The sequence below is a fragment of the Sediminibacterium sp. KACHI17 genome (assembly GCF_040362915.1).
Classification (GTDB): Bacteria; Bacteroidota; Bacteroidia; order Chitinophagales; family Chitinophagaceae; genus Sediminibacterium.
On the sequence record NZ_AP029612.1, the window covers coordinates 2,395,366 to 2,414,341 of the forward strand.

At 40.2% G+C, this 18,976-nt stretch carries 18 protein-coding genes and 1 riboswitch; all 18 genes read left to right on the top strand.

The genetic code is table 11. The features are described 5' to 3' along the window. The first annotated feature begins 94 nt into the window (after nucleotides 1–94). The 18 genes from infB to map all read left to right on the top strand — a co-directional run bounded on the left by infB (nucleotide 95) and on the right by map (nucleotide 18,842). On the top strand, nucleotides 95–3,001 hold the full coding sequence (gene infB, locus ABXG83_RS10675) for a translation initiation factor IF-2 (RefSeq protein WP_353548850.1): 2,907 nt from the start codon (nucleotides 95–97) through the stop codon (nucleotides 2,999–3,001). Between the two features lie 194 nt (nucleotides 3,002–3,195). Then, nucleotides 3,196–4,584 (top strand): peptidylprolyl isomerase, encoded by a 1,389-nt coding sequence (locus tag ABXG83_RS10680; RefSeq protein WP_353548851.1) that lies wholly within the window; start codon nucleotides 3,196–3,198, stop codon nucleotides 4,582–4,584. A gap of 215 nt (nucleotides 4,585–4,799) precedes the next feature. Then, entirely contained in the window at nucleotides 4,800–5,258 is a 459-nt protein-coding gene (locus ABXG83_RS10685) for a MarR family transcriptional regulator (RefSeq protein ID WP_353548852.1), read from the top strand. Nucleotides 5,259–5,308: 50 nt separating this feature from the next. Beyond that, nucleotides 5,309–6,028, top strand: a complete 720-nt coding sequence (locus ABXG83_RS10690; protein ID WP_353548853.1) for a pirin family protein — start codon at nucleotides 5,309–5,311, stop codon at nucleotides 6,026–6,028. 1 nt (nucleotide 6,029) lies between these two features. After that, complete coding sequence (locus ABXG83_RS10695; protein ID WP_353548854.1) at nucleotides 6,030–6,902, top strand: pirin family protein; 873 nt, start codon at nucleotides 6,030–6,032, stop codon at nucleotides 6,900–6,902. Between the two features lie 126 nt (nucleotides 6,903–7,028). Further along, entirely contained in the window at nucleotides 7,029–7,556 is a 528-nt protein-coding gene (locus ABXG83_RS10700) for a YceI family protein (RefSeq protein ID WP_353548855.1), read from the top strand. 79 nt (nucleotides 7,557–7,635) lie between these two features. After that, a complete protein-coding gene (locus tag ABXG83_RS10705) occupies nucleotides 7,636–8,016 on the top strand; it encodes an OsmC family protein (RefSeq protein WP_353548856.1) in 381 nt (126 codons plus the stop codon). A 93-nt stretch (nucleotides 8,017–8,109) separates the two neighbouring features. Then, nucleotides 8,110–8,820, top strand: a complete 711-nt coding sequence (locus tag ABXG83_RS10710) for a pirin family protein (RefSeq protein WP_353548857.1) — start codon at nucleotides 8,110–8,112, stop codon at nucleotides 8,818–8,820. 107 nt (nucleotides 8,821–8,927) lie between these two features. Then, nucleotides 8,928–9,491 (top strand): NAD(P)H-dependent oxidoreductase, encoded by a 564-nt coding sequence (locus ABXG83_RS10715; protein WP_353548858.1) that lies wholly within the window; start codon nucleotides 8,928–8,930, stop codon nucleotides 9,489–9,491. Nucleotides 9,492–9,545: 54 nt separating this feature from the next. Then, nucleotides 9,546–11,393: an amidophosphoribosyltransferase gene (locus ABXG83_RS10720; protein ID WP_353548859.1), complete on the top strand. Its 1,848-nt coding sequence runs from the start codon at nucleotides 9,546–9,548 to the stop codon at nucleotides 11,391–11,393. A 195-nt stretch (nucleotides 11,394–11,588) separates the two neighbouring features. Beyond that, nucleotides 11,589–12,320, top strand: coding sequence for a hypothetical protein (locus tag ABXG83_RS10725; protein ID WP_353548860.1), 732 nt, complete (start codon nucleotides 11,589–11,591; stop codon nucleotides 12,318–12,320). A 127-nt stretch (nucleotides 12,321–12,447) separates the two neighbouring features. Continuing rightward, entirely contained in the window at nucleotides 12,448–13,038 is a 591-nt protein-coding gene (locus tag ABXG83_RS10730) for a Crp/Fnr family transcriptional regulator (protein WP_353548861.1), read from the top strand. Nucleotides 13,039–13,139: 101 nt separating this feature from the next. Next, on the top strand, nucleotides 13,140–13,691 hold the full coding sequence (locus ABXG83_RS10735) for a carboxymuconolactone decarboxylase family protein (RefSeq protein WP_353548862.1): 552 nt from the start codon (nucleotides 13,140–13,142) through the stop codon (nucleotides 13,689–13,691). A gap of 173 nt (nucleotides 13,692–13,864) precedes the next feature. Further along, nucleotides 13,865–14,533 (top strand): hypothetical protein, encoded by a 669-nt coding sequence (locus tag ABXG83_RS10740; protein ID WP_353548863.1) that lies wholly within the window; start codon nucleotides 13,865–13,867, stop codon nucleotides 14,531–14,533. Nucleotides 14,534–14,700: 167 nt separating this feature from the next. Then, nucleotides 14,701–16,164, top strand: a complete 1,464-nt coding sequence (locus ABXG83_RS10745; protein WP_353548864.1) for a serine hydrolase domain-containing protein — start codon at nucleotides 14,701–14,703, stop codon at nucleotides 16,162–16,164. 145 nt (nucleotides 16,165–16,309) lie between these two features. Beyond that, on the top strand, nucleotides 16,310–17,161 hold the full coding sequence (locus tag ABXG83_RS10750; RefSeq protein WP_353548865.1) for a methylated-DNA--[protein]-cysteine S-methyltransferase: 852 nt from the start codon (nucleotides 16,310–16,312) through the stop codon (nucleotides 17,159–17,161). Between the two features lie 64 nt (nucleotides 17,162–17,225). Continuing rightward, complete coding sequence (locus ABXG83_RS10755; protein WP_353548866.1) at nucleotides 17,226–17,948, top strand: alpha/beta fold hydrolase; 723 nt, start codon at nucleotides 17,226–17,228, stop codon at nucleotides 17,946–17,948. Between the two features lie 126 nt (nucleotides 17,949–18,074). Beyond that, nucleotides 18,075–18,842 carry a type I methionyl aminopeptidase gene (gene map / locus ABXG83_RS10760; protein WP_353548867.1) on the top strand — a complete coding sequence of 256 codons (768 nt, stop codon included), beginning with the start codon at nucleotides 18,075–18,077 and terminating at the stop codon, nucleotides 18,840–18,842. 40 nt (nucleotides 18,843–18,882) lie between these two features. After that, nucleotides 18,883–18,948: riboswitch (Fluoride riboswitch) on the top strand. The last annotated feature ends 28 nt before the right edge of the window (nucleotides 18,949–18,976 follow it).

Sequence of the window (18,976 nt, forward strand, 5' to 3'; positions counted from 1 at the left end):
CCAACAGATTGGTAGCCGTATAATAATTCGTCCATGGACAATAGTCCATAGTCCATGGACCATTGACTATGGACTATGGACCAAAAAAACTTGAATGTCAGAACTGAAATTACCAAGACTGTTAGCAGCCGCCAAGGAGTTCAATATTGGTCAGGATACCCTGATCGACTTCCTGGTGAAGAAAGGATTTAATAAAGATGAACTGAAGCCTACCGCTAAGCTTTCAGAAGACCAGTACTATGCCCTTCAGGCAGAGTTTCAAAGTGATAAAGTAGCGAAGAACAAGGCTGATCAGGTAGAGATACCAAAAGCAGCACAGGCTGAAGCGAAGAAGAAAAAAGACGAAGAGGATCTTTCTTTCAATAAAAAAGAAGAGAAAAAACCAGCAGCCGCAGCCGCTCCCAAAGAAGAGCCTAAACCGGAGGTAAAACCTGAACCGGTAGTAGAAGCGAAACCTGTTGAACCACAGCCTGAGCCGGTTGTAGAAAAAGCAGAAGTGATCAAAGCAGAAGCTCCGGAGATTGAGTTGCCAAAAGTGTTGGATAAGATTGATCTCTCTGCGATCGATTCTTCTACTCGCCCTAAAAAAGCGTCAAAGAAAAAAGAAGAAGCTTCTGCGCCGAAAGAACCGGTTGCAAAAGCCAAAAAAGAGGAGCCTGTTGCGCCCGTTGTACCGGAAGCTCCCGCTACACCTGCACCTCAGGTAACAGAAGAAGCAGATAATAATGCGCCTCCTGTGATCGAGAATATCCGTGCAGAAAAATTAGAAGGTCCGAAGATCCTTGGTAAGATTGAACTTCCTGTTAACAGTGATACCCGTCCAAAACCGGCAGCAAGAGATGAAAAGCGTAAACGCAAACGCATCCCTGTTGATCGTAAAGAAGGTGGGGCACCTCCGCCACAAACGGGTCCTGATGGACGTCCGCTGACAGGTCCAAATCGTCCGATCGTTCCAGCAAATAACAGAAATAACCAAGGTGGAGGTGGAGGAAACTTCAACCGTAACCAAGGTGGTGGAAATAAAGGCGGTGGTAACCGCGACAGAAATAGAAGAGGTGGTGGACAGGCAGAAGACAAAGAAATAGATCAGAAAGCAATTCAGGAAAAGATCCGTGAAACACAGGCCAAACTGGCCGGAACTGGTGGTCGCGGCAAGAGCCTGAAAGCCAAATACAGAAGAGCAAAGCGTGATGAAGCTGCTGAGGCGATGGGCAATGAGATGGGCGAAGACAACAAACTACAGGTAACAGAATTTGTGACCGTGAGTGAGTTGGCCAACCTGATGGATGTGAGCTTTGCAGACGTGATCGGAAAATGTATGAACCTTGGTATCATGGTATCTATCAACCAGCGTTTAGATGCTGAAGTGATTGAGTTGGTAGCAAGTGAATATGGTTTTGAAGTAGAGTTCATTGGTGTAGATGAAACTGATGAGTTTGATGATGAACAAGATGAGGATAGCGAAGAAGATCTGGTATCAAGACCACCTATTGTTACGATCATGGGTCACGTTGACCATGGTAAAACTTCATTGCTTGACTATATCCGTAATGCCAATGTGGTAGCGGGTGAGGCAGGAGGTATCACGCAGCACATCGGTGCGTATGAGGTAACATTACCCAATGGAAAAGCGATTACGTTCTTAGATACACCGGGTCACGAAGCGTTTACCGCGATGCGTGCACGTGGTGCGAAAGTGACGGATATTTCGATCATCGTAGTGGCTGCGGATGATGCAGTGATGCCTCAGACAAGAGAAGCCATCAGTCACTCACAAGCAGCGAATGTACCGATGATCTTCGCGGTGAATAAGATCGATAAAGACGGTGCTAATCCGCAAAAAATATACGAGCAGTTATCACAGATGAATATTCTGGTAGAAGCATGGGGTGGTAAATTCCAAAACCAGGAACTCTCTGCCAAGCAAGGTCTGAATGTTGATCTGCTCTTGGAAAAAGTATTGCTGGAAGCTGAATTATTAGACCTGAAAGCCAATCCAAACAGAGAAGCGGCAGGTACTATCATTGAAGCTTCATTGGATAAAGGACGTGGATATGTTGCAACAATCTTGGTACAAAACGGAACATTACGTCAGGGTGATCTGATCGTGTCCGGACAATACTACGGTCGTGTAAAAGCCATGTTCAATGAGCGTAATCAACGCATCGATGAAGCACCGCCTTCTACACCGGTTGTGATCTTAGGTTTGAATGGTGCACCACAAGCGGGTGAGAAATTCAAAGTGTATGAAGACGAAGCAGAAGCAAAAGAAACAGCTACCAAACGTGCTCAGATCCTGCGTGAGCAAGGTCTGCGTGCAAGAAAACATATTACACTTGATGAGATCGGACGTCGTCTGGCCTTGGGTAACTTTAAAGAACTCAATATCATCATCAAGGGTGACGTGGATGGATCGGTAGAAGCCCTGAGTGATTCATTACAAAAACTGTCAACTGAAGAGATCGCTGTAAGAGTGGTGCATAAAGGGGTTGGACAGATTTCTGAAAGTGATGTATTGTTGGCAACGGCTTCAGATGCCATCATCATCGGCTTTAACGTACGACCTTCTATGCAGGCCAATAAACTGTCTGAAAATGAAGGAGTGGAGATCAAATTATACTCTATCATCTATACAGCCATCGATGAAATCAAGAGCGCGATGGAAGGAATGTTGGAGCCTAAGATACAGGAGAAGATCACTGCCAACGTGGAAGTACGTGAAGTGTATAAGTTCGATAAAGCCACCGTTGCGGGTTGTTTCGTCCTCGATGGAAAGATCAGCCGTAACAGTAAGATCAGGATCATTCGTGACGGTATCGTGGAATATCCTAAAGGTGAAGGACAAAGTGCAGAACTGGGCAGCTTGAAGCGCTTCAAAGATGATGTGAAAGAAGTAGCATCGAATATGGAGTGTGGTCTGACCATCAAAAACTTCAACGACCTCAAAGTAGGAGATATCGTAGAAGCATTTGAAGAAGAAGAAGTGAAGAGAACTTTATAAAGCTTCAAGCTACAAGCAGTAAGCTACAAGACTAGAGAGGGAATGACTACTATTTAAAGATGGTTTCATTCCCTTTTCTTTAAATGAAATCTTATAGCTTGTGGCTTGCCGCTTGTCGCTTTTTTTTTGTTAAAACCCTTATCAGACAAAGGAAACACGTCTTGATTAATTACATTTGAAGCAGATAATTTGATATGAAAAAGGTATTTCTGATAGTTGTTTTGTTAAGTGCCGGTATGGTGTCTGTAATGGCACAGGCCAAAAAAGTGGTGGCAGATAAGATCGTGGGTCAGGTGGGTGACAGAATCATTCTGCGTTCCGATATTCTCAACGAGATCGCTGATATGAAAAGACAGTATCAGGGTCAGGAGAATATTGTATTTCCTACAGAGTGTCAGGTTTTGGAAAGACAGCTGATTCAAAAAGCATTGATCCTTCAGGCCGAAAAAGATTCATTGGTAGTTACCGAAGAAGAAATCGATGCCACGATCGATAATCGTATCCGCGCAGCCATCCAACAATATGGATCAAAAGATGTACTCGAAGAGATCGCAGGAAAAACCGTGTATCAGTTAAAAGAAGATTTCCGTAGCAGCTTCCGTGAACAAAAGTTGGCGGAACAAATGCAAAACAAGATCATCGAGACCGTAAAGATCACACCTACAGAAGTTAAAGCCTATTACAACAAGATCCCGAAAGATAGTTTGCCTTTTTATGAGAGTGAAGTGGAGTTGAGTCAGATCGTGATCATTCCCAAAGCCAATCGTGATGTAGAGGAATATGTATCGAAACAAATGTATGATTACAAAAAATCAGTAGAGTCCGGTACACAGAAATTTGAAGCACTGGTAAAATTGTATTCTGAAGATCCGGGTAGTAAAGATCAGGGAGGGCAATACAACCTGAATAGAAATGATCGCAACTGGGATCCAGCTTTTCTTTCTGCATCATTCAGACTAAAAGAAAATCAAATCTCTCCTGTGGTGAAGTCGAAGTTCGGTTTGCATATCATTCAACTGATGTCACGCTCAGGCGACGAAGCAGTGGTAAGACATATCCTGCGCATTCCTCCGGTAACAGAAGATGAGATCAAGGACGCTGTTAAAAAATTGGATTCCGTAAAAAAACAATTGCTCGCCGGTAGCCTTTCTTTTGGTGAAGCCGTGAGTAAGTACAGTGAAGACGAGAATAGTAAATTCAGTGCTGGTTCTATCTCAGGACAAGATGGTAATGTTTTCCTGAGTATTGATATGTTGGATAAAGACATGGTGGTAGCATTGAAAGATCTCAAACCAGGCGATTACTCGGCACCACAAGTATATACAGATGAGCGTGGCCGTAAAGCGGTTCGCTTGATTCATCTGAAACGTAGAACAGAACCACATCGTGAAAACCTGATGGATGATTATAACCGTATTGCACAAAGAGCATTGGAGTCAAAAAAGACACAGGCTTTGGATAAATGGTTCAAAGAGCATATCCCGAACTATTTTATTTCCATCGATAAAGATTTCACCGGTTGTGAGAGCTTAAAAGAATGGAAAGCAGCTGCAGCAAAAGCAGAAATCGATCGTAAGAACTAATGTTTTGAAGGATCAGGAACGAAGATTCAGGAAATAAGAAAGGACATCAATAATAATAGAAAAGAACGCGGATCAACTACTGATCCGCGTTCTTTTTGTACCTACATCTATTATTTAGAATTTTTATTTCGAAATTAAAAATTTGATAATCAATGTTTTAAACCCAAATAAAAATATTTTTTGAATAATTAAATGTATGTACATATATTTGTGTTGTGAAACTGGAACAAGCCATACAAAGTACAAGATTTAAGAGCGAAGTGCATAAGGCGGGATTAAATATACTGTATACAGCCTGGTGGTTGAAAACAGTGATGAGCAGAGAATTGAAAGAATTTGGGTTAACACATGAGCAGTACAATGTATTGCGAATACTCAAAGGGAAACATCCGGAATTGATCTGTGTGAAAGACATTGCGTGCAGGATGATCGAAAAAAACTCGAATGTTCCCCGGATCATTGACCGATTAGAGATCAAAAAGTTGGTAAAGCGTGCCACTTCAGAAGCGGATAAAAGAGAGACTGTGATCTCATTAACACAAAGTGGAATTGCGGTACTTGAAGCCAGCACACATCGTATCAATGCTATTTTCGATGATGTGATGGTGATCAATGAAGATGAAGCTTTAGCGATCAATCAACTACTTGAAAAAGTACGAGAAAAAGAAAGCTGATATTTTTTTGAACAAATACATGTATGTACATGTATCTATAAACATACGTTATGAAAACAATACTTCACAAAGCAAACACAAGGGGACATGCCAGTTTTGGTTGGCTGAACAGTTACCATACATTCAGCTTTGGACATTACTATAATCCTGAACGTATTCATTTTGGTGCGCTCCGCGTATTGAATGACGATACTGTCAAAGGTGGGATGGGCTTTTCCAAACACCCGCATGATAATATGGAGATCGTTTCAATTCCACTATCAGGCGATTTACACCACAAGGATACCACCGGTAGAGACGAGATCATTCGTCAGCACGATGTTCAGATCATGAGTGCTGGTAGCGGTATTGCACACAGTGAGACCAATGCCAATCATGATAAAGAAGTAAAATTTTTACAGATCTGGGTATTTCCCAAAGAGAAAAACATCGAACCCCGTTACCAACAAAAGTCTTTCAAACCGGAAGATCGTTTGAATCAGGTATTGACCGTTGTTGCTCCTGATGATGAGCATGCAGTATGGATCAATCAGGATGCATGGTTTTCTCTTGCTAACCTGGAAGCAGGTGTTGAGAAGATCTATCAGATCAAAAGAAAAGAAAATGGTGTGTATGCATTTATCATTGGTGGACAAGTGACCATCAATGGTGAGCAACTCGATGCGAGAGATGGGTTAGGGATCTGGGAAACAGAAACGATCAATATCACTGCAAATAGCAATACTGAAATATTATTGATCGATGTACCGATGAAATTAGAGGAGGCGTAAAATGAACAAGAGCAGAACCATTAAAAGTATTTTATACGCAACACCAATGGACATGGGTGGTATGCCTATCAGGCAGCCATTCCCTTCTGCGAAAGCAGAAAGTATCGATCCATTTTTATTGTTGCATCATGCGGATATCAAAGTCCCTACACATGTTGATGTAAAACATGCAGGCGTGGGTCCACATCCACACCGTGGATTCTCTCCGGTGAGTTTTATTTTCAAAGGAGGTGTGCATCACCGTGATAGCAGAGGTAATAATAATGTGGTATATGCAGGTGGTACACAATGGATGAATGCAGGCATGGGAGTGATCCATAGCGAAAGACCTCCGGCAGATATTCATGAGATCGGTGGAAGACAAGAACTGATTCAGTTATGGGTGAATACACCCGCTAAACATAAAATGGATCAGCCTTCTTATCAACCGCTCACAGCAGATGATACACCGAAGATCACAACAACAGATGGATTGGTTCAAGTCAATGTCATTGCCGGAAACTTAGGCAATACAACCGGTAAAATTCATACACTCTCTGATGTGAACACTTTTACCGCAACTTTTCAAAAAGGGGGAAAATATTTTTTTCAGATTCCCGAATCTCACAATGCTTTTATCTATGTGCTTCAAGGTAAGATGCAAGTGACAGGTGACAGTGAAGTAGAAGGAAAATATGTAGCCGTCTTTCAAAACGATGGTGAAGGGTTTGAATTAGAAGCATTGGAAGACAGTACCGTATTTATCGGAACAGGAGAACCAATCAATGAACCAGTAGCTTCTCATGGTCCGTTCGTCATGAACAACCAAACCGAACTCATGGAAGCTTTCCGTGATTATCAGTTGGGGAAGATGGGGGTGTTGATAGAAGAATAGTCCATGGTCCATGGACGATAGTCAATAGTGAAGAACAAATGAAAATTACTATCAATAATTCTTAACATAAAATCAAATCGTAAACAATACCATGGTCTATGGACTATGGACTAAAAACCACAAACAATGGCAACTTACAAAATCGACGCAGCACACAGTGAGATCACATTCAAGGTAAAACACCTGATGATCACCAACGTAACCGGTAGTTTTACCAAATTTGATGCTACCATGGAATCTGAAGCAGCTGATTTCAGCGATGCAAAAATTTCTTTTGAAGCAGACATCGACAGCGTGAATACCAATAACGAACAGCGTGATGGTCACCTGAAGAGTGATGACTTTTTCGCTGCAGAAAAATTTCCTAAACTGACTTTCGTTTCTAAAAGCCTGACAAAGAAAAGTGATGATGAATACACCCTTACCGGTGATCTTACCATCCGTGATGTAACAAAAACCATCGACCTTGCAGTTGAATTTGGTGGTACTATGGTAGATCCTTGGGGTCAGCATAAAGCTGGATTTGAGATCAACGGAAAGATCAACCGTAAAGAATTTGGTTTAGGCTGGGGTGCAGTAACTGAAGCAGGTGGTGTTGTAGTAAGTGATGAAGTAAAACTGCATTTAGCAGTTCAGATGATTAAGCAAGCATAGTTGTGAATAGGATTTGTACGATTTATTCCAAATAGTCATTCACAATTGACAATTCACCATTCACATAAAAATTACCAGTATGACAAAAGCCAGCATAACAACCACAAAGTATCAGGTCCATTTGGAGAATGGAAGGCATGTATTTAGTGCGGATGAACCAGCGGCGCAAGGAGGAACGGATTTGGCTCCTGCACCTGATGAGTTACTGGAAGCTGCGTTGGCAAGTTGTACTGCAATTACCCTTCGGATGTATGCTGACCGAAAACAATGGCCGGTAGAAGCAATAGATGTAGCAGTTGGTTTGGAAAGAATGGATGGAAAAACGGTTTTCAGTCGCAACATCCAACTGAAGGGTAACCTGGATCAGGAACAGAAAGATCGATTATTACAGATCGCAAAACTCTGTCCCGTATCCAAAACATTGAGCGGCGCAATAGAAGTAAACAGTTCTATCAACTAAAAAACTCCGCGCCACCTCCCTTTCTCATGTTCGCTGCCGTGAATTTTTATCCAGCGAACATGAGAAATAAGGGGGACGCAGAAGAACAATAATATGAAAATAAAATTTTTTCCCGCAGCAGAAAGAGGAGTAAAAGATATTGGCTGGCTTATCAGTAATTTTTCTTTCAGTTTTTCGTCTTATCAAGACCCCTCTCGTAAGGCATTTGGATTACTGCACACTTTCAATGATGATACCGTAAAAAAAGGTGGAGGATTTGGTTTACATCCACATACCAATATGGAGATCATCAGTGTGATGCTGCAAGGAAAAATGAACCATAAAGACACGATGGGTTATGCGGAGGTAGTCGAAAAAGACTGGGTACAGATCATGAGTGCTGGAACAGGTCTCAGACATGAAGAGCATAATATAGGTGATGAAGATGTACAGTTCCTGCAAATATGGATCGAGCCAAAATTGCAAAATATTACACCGCGCTATCAAAAAAGATATTTTCCGGAAGCAAAAAGAAAAAATCAACTGACCACAATCGTCAGTAACGAAGAAGGTATAACACATTGTTGGATCAATCAGAATGCGAAGTTGAGTCTGGGTTATTTTGACGCGAATCAATCTATCCAATATCTATTTCCTCCCTTGAACAAGTGTGTCTACATATTTGTCATCGAGGGTTCACTTACGATAAACGGAACAATCCTCAATAATAGAGACGCAGTAGGCATCTGGGACACCAACGAATTTACCTTGCATACTGAACAGGAGAGCCGCTTTATTGTTATAGAGGTGCCGATTAATCATTAGAGGAGTCGATAGACCATGGTCCATAGTCCATGGTCAAGGCAAATGAGAATGTACTAACGATGGTCTATGGACTATGGGCTATTGACCATCTCCCAAACTTGCAAAACATGAACATAGAAATCATTTCAGGAAGTCCAAGGACAAATAGTGTTACTTATAGAGTGGCTTTGTTCTTACAAAAACATTTGACACAGCATACCCCTCATCAGGTGAATATCATTGATGTACGTGATTGGAAACTGCCTTTGTTGGAGAATGTATTTTCCTCTGTTGAGAATACCCCAGAAGCTTTCAAGCCATTGGCAGAAAGAATGTTTGCGGCAGATGCTTTTATTCTGGTAACACCAGAATACAATGGCAGTTATTCTCCGGCATTGCAAAATTTGATGGATCATTTTCCTAAACAGGCGCATAAGCCTTTTGGTCTTGTAACCGCATCAACCGGTGCCATGGGTGGTATGAGAGCGAGTCAGCAGTTATTATTACTGGTACCTGCATTATTTGGTGTCGCTTCACCATATATGTTGGTGACGCCATTTGTTGACAAGAAATTCAATGAAGCAGGAGAACTCACAGATAGTTCTTTCAGCAAGTCTATTGACCTGTTTACCAATGAGTTCCTATGGTTGGCAGAGACCCTGAGACCGGAATTGAGTACGGCTTACAATTAACTTTATAAAACGTGGCGGAGTTGTTAACTTCGCCACTTCTTTTTAAATCATAACATGAGCGACGAGATCAAACACGAATGTGGGCTAGCCTATATTCGACTCCGGAAACCTTTCTCCTATTATTTACAGAAACATGGTACGGTAACCTATGGCCTCAATAAGCTGTATCTGCTGATGGAAAAACAGCATAACCGTGGACAAGACGGTGCCGGAATCGCCGCTGTGAAACTGAATACTGAGCCGGGTAACCCCTTCCTTCATCGTATGCGCAGCAATGCACCGCAGCCTATCGCAGATATTTTCTTTAAGATCGGACAGGAAGTACAGGAACTGGAAAAATACCAGCCAGATATCAAACAACACCCGGGATTGATGAAGGGACATCTCCCTTTTCTTGGAGAGCTTTTACTCGGACACCTTCGTTATGGTACGCAGGGAAAGAATAATGTAGAGTTCTGTCACCCTTTTATTAAAAGAGACCTGATGCCGGGTAAGAACCTGGCACTTGCGGGGAACTTTAATTTGGTGAATACAGATGAGTTATTCGATCTCATCAATATGAACCCCGGTGACTTTCAAAAACAGAGTGACCTTGCTGCGATGATGGAAGTGATCCATCATTTTCTGGCCAAAGAAGATGAGCTTCATCCCAATGCAGCGGATCTGAAAAAAGTATTGCAAAAAGCAACGCCTTTGTTTGATGGTGGTTATACCATTGGGGGGCTGCTGGGTAACGGGAGTAGTTTTGTGATGCGAGATGCACATGGTATTCGTCCTGCATATTTTTATATCAATGACGAAGTGATCGTTGCGGCCAGTGAACGCGCAGCCATCAGAACAACTTTCAATGTGGGTGAGAATGAAGTGATGGAATTGATGCCGGGTAAAGCCATTATTGTAGATGATGCAGGAAATTATAGCATCGAACAAATAGTAGAACCCAAAGAAAGAAGAGCTTGTAGTTTTGAACGTATTTATTTTTCACGCGGCAGTGATGAAAAAATTTACCGTGAGAGAATTGCATTGGGTCATCATTTGAGTCAGACAGTATTGGAGCGTATCAACAATGACCTGAAGAATACCATCTTCTCTTATATCCCGAATACTGCAGAAGTTGCTTTTTATGGATTGGTAAAAGGAATGGAAGAATACCTGAACAAGATCAAAGTAGAACGTATTCTTAGTTGGGGTAATGATTTTACGCCGGACAAATTAGAGGAGATGATCACGCGTAAGATCAGACAAGAGAAGATCGCGATCAAAGATGTGAAACTGCGTACATTCATTACCGAAGATGCCAATAGAAATGAAATGGTGCAGCACGTATACGATGTAACATATGGTACAGTGCGTCCGGGAGAAGATACATTGGTGGTGATCGATGATAGCATTGTGCGTGGTACAACCTTGAAAGAAAGTATTGTACGCATGCTGGCGCGATTGAAACCCAAAAAGATCATCGTCGTTTCTTCGGCACCACAGATCCGTTATCCGGATTGTTATGGAATTGATATGAGTAAACTCGGCGATTTCATTGCTTTCCGTGCAGCGATCGCATTATTAAAAGAAAGAAATATGGAACATGTGCTTACAGAAGTGCATGAGAAAATAAAAGAACTGGCACGTGCAGGACAGCTACATACCGAGAATGTAGTACGTCAAGTATACAAGCCGTTCAGTACCGAAGAAATTTCTGAAAAAATTGCACAACTGATTACGCCTGCAGAGATCCATATACCGGTGGAAGTGATTTACCAAACCATTGAAGATCTGCATGATAGTTGTCCGACCAACACCGGCGACTGGTACTTCACAGGCAACTATCCAACTCCGGGTGGTAACAAAGTTGTGAATAAAGCATTTTTGAATTTTATTGAAGGAAAGAACGTTCGCGGATATTAAAACCTCTTCTGCTGAAGGATTAGAATAGTTTGAACGCCTCATTTTTCATGGGGCGTTTTGCTTTTGGAAAGTTTTCTAACTTTTTAAAAGTCCATCCTCAATCAATCGAAAAGCTATAATTGATGAGTAAACTTTCGTAAATTGATAAGTCGTCTGTAATTTCTTCCACATCTATTCTCTGAAAAACAATTCTTTATGACTAAATACAGGACTTTGCATCTTTGGATGCTCATCCCAATGGTTATAATGCAACTAGGTATACTAAAAGATTATTGGGGTGATTTTTCGGATAATGCATGGTCAGTTCATATCCATTACTGGACCGGTACTGTATGGTATTTGTACCTGATCATTCAGCCTTATTTTGCAACGCATCAGCAACTTAATCGACATAGAACGAATGGTATCATTGGAATGTTTATTGCGGGAGGAGTTTGCCTTTCTGCTCTGAGTATGATGAATCGGGATATTGTAAATGCTCAAAATGCATTAGAGAAGGCAGATGTATTTGGTCCATTTCAACCATGGTTCTTTTTAGGTGTTGCAGCAATAGAAATTATAATGATGACAGCATTTGGTGTTGCAGTAATAAAAAGTATCATTCACAGAAAGCAACTAGAAGATCATTCTTGGTGGCTTATCTCAACTGTTTTCATTATCATGATGCCCGCTTTGGGTAGAGGGATACAAAATGTATATGTTGGTATGCAAATAAAGCAGTGGCCTGATATTAATATCATGCAGCCCATTTATTTTACAGAAATTATCATTATCGTACTGCTATTTTTAGGAGCCTGGAGATATAACAAACTAAAACACCCTGCTACTTATCTAGCATTAGGAGTCAATTTATTTAATTGTCTCATAGAGCCACTTGGAAAGTCAGAGAGTATTCAGGAATTACTAAAGTCTATTGTAAAAGGCTAAAAATAAACCTTACATCAAGGATCAACCCTTCCCTAAGACATTTCTTAGCTGAAAGGTTATTATTAAATTAACGTCTAATGCTAAGAAAGAGATCGCACAAATAACACCGTACGCTAAAATTCATTAGATGATAAATAATCAGCAAATCATTGACTACGTTAAAAGAACGGTTGATCTGACAGATCAAGAAGCTGTGATATTTGCTGCCTCTTTTCGAGAAGTGAAGATCAAGAAACGTCAGTTTATTGTTCAGCCAAATTTTATTGTTAAGAATAGAAACTACGTCGTCAAAGGGGCATTTAGAGCTTATGTAGTAGATGATTATGGTCAAGATAGTACGATTGCTTTTGCGATTGAAGACTGGTGGATCACAGATTATAACAGTTATATCTTACAAAAACCTGCTACCATGTTTGTGATTGCGTTGGAAGACAGTATCATTCTGGAGATATCCTATGAAAAGGAGCAAATGCTCAAACAATCCAACCATAAGTTTGAAACCTTCTTTCGAATTAGGGCAGAAAGAACTGCTGCTTTCATGCAACAGCGCATAATCTCTAATCTCACGCAAACTGCAGAAGAACGATATGATCGTTTTATGGAGAGGTATCCTCAGATTGCTGAAAGAATTCCCCAGTATGCTTTGGCTTCTTATTTGGGAATGACAACAGAGTTTTTATCAAGGATCAGAAATAAAAAAGCATCTAAAAAAAGTTGATCTAGATCAACCTCATTTCCTAAACTAGATCATTTTTATACTTTATAGGTCGTTGCAATTTTGTTCTGTCAATTATGACAAACAATTTAAAACAACATACCATGTCAACGACCACAACACGAGTGTTTACGATTCCAACCAAAGCAGAAGTTTCTCAAAACAATCAATCTCTTTTTGATAACCTGCAAAAGGGGCTAGGCTTCGTTCCTAATCTGTATGCTTATTTCGCAAAAAGTGAAACAGCATTAGGCGATTATCTCACTTTACAAAACCGTAAAAGTTCTTTAAGAGCCAAAGAAAGAGAAGTCATCAATCTCGTCACCAGTCAGATCAACGGTTGCCGCTATTGCCAGTCTGCTCATACAGTTATAGGTAAAATGAATGGATTTACCGATGAGCAAATTCTAGAGATCAGAAAAGGAACCGCTTCATTTGACAATAAATTAGATGCCTTGGCAAAATTCACAACATCTGTAATAACCAACCGTGGACGAGCAACCGACGAAAGCAAGAATGATTTCTTCGCCGCAGGTTATACCGAAGCGAATTTGATTGATGTAATAATTGTTGTGGGGGATAAGATCATCAGTAATTATATTCACAATTTAACTGAATTCGAAATCGATTTTCCAGTTGCCGATGCGATTGAATGAATGTAATTGCATAGAAGTCTTTTCTATAGAAAATGGAAAGGAAGTACGGATTTTATTATACTTCCTTTCCATTTTTTAGTAATACAGAATGTGGTAAAAGGTAAAATGCATTCAATACTTAATACTTATTTTGCTTATGATAGAATTTTGTTGTATCGATTAAATTTTCAATAATGAGAATGATTTTATTTCTTTTCAGTATAGCCTTAACCAGCCAGATAAGTGGCCAAGAAATCAATTTAGACCAAGAAAATCTCATACCAAATAAGGTTTATATGACTAGAGATAAGACTGATGGCAGAGAAGTTGTAAAAGTTAGTAAGGATTCAACAGTCAAAGAAGCAGATGAACCCACTTTTGTGCGTATTAAAAATATTGATTTTAAAGATGGTGTCATTGAAGTCAATGTGTTGAGTAAGCTTTTACCAACTGCTTCTCCAACAGATCGTGGATTTATTGGACTGGCATTTAGAATTGATGAAAAGAATTCAAAGTTTGAAAGTATTTATATACGCCCAACCAATGGTAGAGCCGATGATCAGATAAGACGCAATCATTCCATACAATACTTCTCTTTTCCTGATTATAAATTTTCTCGATTGCGAAAAGAATCGCCCGAAAAATATGAATCCTACGCAGACATGGGATTGAATGAATGGATTAAGATGAAGATCGTAGTTAAGGGTACTCAGGCGAGGCTCTATTTGAATAATAATGCACAACCTTCTTTAGTTGTAAATGACCTAAAGCTCGGCGCAACAGCATCAGGAGGCATTGGGCTATTTGTTGATGTTGGCACTGAAGGTTATTTTAGAGACTTGAAAGTATCTGTACATCAATAGCTGCTTTCCTATTGATGGTTATCATAAGATTTGTATGTCGGATTTTTCTTTTCTAATGACGTTCATGGTTTAGATTGACCACTCTTCCGTTTTAACATAAGAGCTATTGGCATATTTCTTTGTTTTAACTGTTTGTTTCATTTATAAAAACAGTTGGCAAAAAAATCATGAAGTCATTAGTATTATTTGTTTCTTCTATTTCCAGAAAAACGATTTTCTTTTTCTTGTTATTACTGAGCTGCTTACAAAGCAGCTTTGCTCAGAATATCAGTCGGTCTATGGATACACTTGTTTCCAAGTATGCAGCATTGAACTGGAGTGGGGTAGTATTTGCAGGTAATCATAAAGAGATCCAGTATAAAAGGGCTTTTGGCTATGCAGACAGAGAACAACAAAGACCTGTACAACTGAATACGCCCTTCAAAACAGAGTCTGTGGGTAAGATGTTCACGGCTGTACGTATTATGCAATTGATCAGTGAGGGCAAGTTGAACCTGAATAAGACAGTAGCAGAACTGTTGCCTGATTGGTCCATTCCTAATGCGGATAAGATACAGATCAAACACATGCTAAATCATACGTCCGGGTTGAGTAGTCCATGGGAACATCCGGAATTTGAGTTCGGTAAAGTGTATTCCAAAGCGGCTTTGAAAAAAATCATAGAAACAGCACATATAGCTTTTGATACGCCGGGTAAGCGCAGGTACTATAGCAATTCAGCGTATATCTTGCTGGAAGAGATCATTGTGAAACTGGATCAGCAAAGTTTTGAGTCTTCTATACGCGAACATATTTTCAATGCGGCGGGTATGACGCAAACAAGGTTTTTGAATGATTCTATACTGCCTGCCAACGGGGCTCTTCCTTATTATCAGATCAGTACCAACAAGTTTGTAAAAGACGACACGCGCTATGGTGATGGTAAAGCCAGTGGTGCCGGTGGATGGATGTCTACAGCAGAAGATCTGTACCTGTTTGCAAAAGCCTATCTCAATGAAATATTACTACCTGCTGATTGGATGAAAGTGCAGATCACCAATGATCATACTTTGGCAGACAGCATACCTGATGCTAGATTCGGTCTTCATGTGTTAAGAGCAACACCCAAGAATAGTTTTGTGATCGGGCATAATGGTGGTGGGAAAGGGTTTAGTGTGGACGTATACTTTGATTTTTATACTAAAAATATTGTTGTGTATTGCAGCAATCTATATGGTGTTGGTTATGCATTAACCACAAAAGCTTTTCATGTGTTGAATAATCAGAAATATCCTGAGCCTACTCCGCCCAGCAGGGTAAAACTGGCAGATTGGTTATTGGCTAATCCGGGTACGGATAGTATTAGTAATACTGTCTTCCAACAATTAGATATCAATGATGCAAATGATTATCTTTTTTTCAATGTCTTCGATAATCTTACATTGGCTAATGAACACAGGGCAGCAGAGAAAGTCATGAAAATATGCAGAGAAAAATATCCTGTTCATGTATATAGTTGGGTCAAGAGTGGTGAGAATGCATTAGCACTGAATAATACGGAAGCGGCAAAAAATTATTTTAGTAAAGCCTATGCTTTAGCTGAGGAACAAAAAGATGAAGAAGCAAAAAAAATGCTGAAAGGAAAGTTTTAAATATTTCTGTTTGGATTATTTACAAATAGCCCAAACAGAAGTAGTAGAATTCCCAAGTAATTAGTAGAACTTTATACATAGCAATTTTCGGGTTGTACCTCAATCTTTTCAACCAGACATTTGCAGGTATAAAGTCGGACCAGCTATGAATAAACAACAGCAACTAAACTATGATCGTATTGCCGAAGCTATTACATATATACGCGATCATTTCAGAACACAACCCAGTTTAGATGAATTGGCTGCCAAAGTCCATCTGAGCCCTTTTCATTTTCAGCGATTATTCACGGAATGGGCAGGAACTTCTCCTAAAAAATTCCTTCAGTACATCAGTACCGAACATGCTAAACAATTATTAAAAGAGCAACAAGCTACTTTATTTGATACAGCTATCGAAGTTGGGCTATCAGGTACAGGCAGATTACATGATCTCTTCATTAATATCGAAGGCATGACACCTGCCGAATATAAAAATGGAGGACAACAACTTAACATTCACTACAGTTTTGCAGAAAGTCCTTTTGGTAATCTGATTATTGCATCAACGCCTAAAGGCATTTGTTATATGGCATTTGAAGATGGTGAGGCAAGAGCATTAGATGATCTTCAAGAAAAATTCCCCAATGCTACTTACTTACGTAAACTTGACCTGCTTCAACAAAATGCTTTATTCATTTTTCAAAATGACTGGACACAACTGTCTAAGATCAAATTGCATTTAAAAGGAACGGACTTTCAATTAAAGGTATGGGACTCGCTTTTGAAAATTCCCATGGGTAAACTATCTACTTATGGTGCTATTGCTACTCATGTTGGTAATCCTGCAGCATCCCGTGCGGTGGGAACAGCGATAGGGAGCAATCCCGTTGCATTTCTTATTCCTTGTCATCGGGTGATACAATCCAGCGGACAAATTGGTGGTTATATGTGGGGGCCCGTAAGAAAAACGGCGATTATTGGATGGGAGCATGCGAGAACCGAGACATCATCAATATAGCAATTTTCGGGTTGTAAACAGGTATTGGTCGATGCATCTTCGCATCAACATCAAAACCTATACAATGAAGACATTTATATTGATCCATGGATCTTGGCATAGTGCATGGAACTGGCATAAGGTGATTCCTATTTTAAAAGCACTAGGGCATCGCGCTATCGCAATCGATCTTCCGGGAATGGGGAGAGATAAGATGCCTATTCAGGAAGTCACCTTAGAAAAGTCGGTAGAAGCCGTATGTAAGGTCATTGACGCATTGGATGAACAAGTGATATTGGTTGGACATAGTAAAAATGGCATTGTGATTTCCCAGGTGGCGGAATATCGGGCACATCGCATTGAAAAACTCATCTATCTGGCTGCCTATCTTATCCCTAATGGGAAAACACAAGCAGAGTATTCAGCTATGGATACAGCCGGTGTATTGAAACCGTATGTATCTCGATTTCCCGAAACAGGATCGCATACACTGCGGCCGGAGATTTACAAAGAAGGCTTATATCATGATTGTGAAGAATATATCACTGATCTGGCTCAATTATTATTGAGTCATGAAAGTGTAGCAACAGGTATCACACCATTATCATTGAGCGAAATAAACTATGGTTCTGTTCGCAGATTTTATATTGAATGTACAGAAGACAAGGCTGTAACGCCTTTTATTCAGCAAAAAATGTATTCAGAGACACCTTGTGAGAAAGTCTATCAAATGGCCACCAGTCATTCCCCTTTCTTCAGTCAACCGCAGGCCTTGTGTGAATTGTTCATGGAAATTGCGTTCTTATAGTTTGTTACTATCATCGCCCATATAGTAACGGCTGCCTTCGTCAAGCCATGATTCCGCTCGACCTTTTTAAGCTAGTAACCTAGATGATATCCCTGATCTTTGTATCTTCTAATTAAAAGATGACTTATGTCTATTACCAAAGAGTGGGAATTACTGGGAATGCAGGAAGTGAGTAAAGTAGTGGCAGTAACTTTGAAAAAGATGCAGGAGTATGCTCGTCCGGGTATGACTACCAAAGAGTTGGATGAGTACGGAGGAGAACTGTTGAAATTTTTTGGAGCACGATCTGCCCCTTATGTTATTTATGGTTTTCCGGGATATACTTGCATAAGTGTGAATGAAGCGATGGCTCATGGCATTCCTTCTGATAAAATAATTTTAAAAGAAGGTGATCTCATCAATATTGATGTATCAGCCTCGCTGAATGGTTTCTGGGCAGATAATGGAGGTTCTTTTGTACTCGGGGATGTTGATAGTGAAAAACAAAGACTGGTGAATGCTTCTAAAAAAATATTGCATAAAGCGATTCATTCCATCAAAGGAGGTGTTCGCATTGCAGATATTGGTGGATTGATCGAGACAGAATCGAAAAAAGAAGGCTATAAAGTGATCAAGAACCTTACAGGTCACGGTATTGGAAGAAGCTTACATGAAGCACCACATGAGATCGCAAATTTCAGAGATCGAACTAATAAAGAACGATTCAGAAAAAATAGTGTGGTGGCAATCGAAACCTTTATTGCTACCGATTCAACGATGGCAGATACTTTACATGATGGCTGGACGCTCGTAGGAAATAAAGGAGGATATGTTGCACAACACGAACATACAATCCTGATTACCGATGAAACACCCGTGATACTTACATCTATGAACGGTATTTGGGAATCTTGAATCATATGCTTGTCATACAATAGATATTTATCTTTGTATGTATTTCAAAGGAAATGGTGTCTTCCTAATTGAACCGCCCTAAAAAGCTGATGGCGCCTGATCATAAATGTTGAGTACATTTAAATCAGGATTTT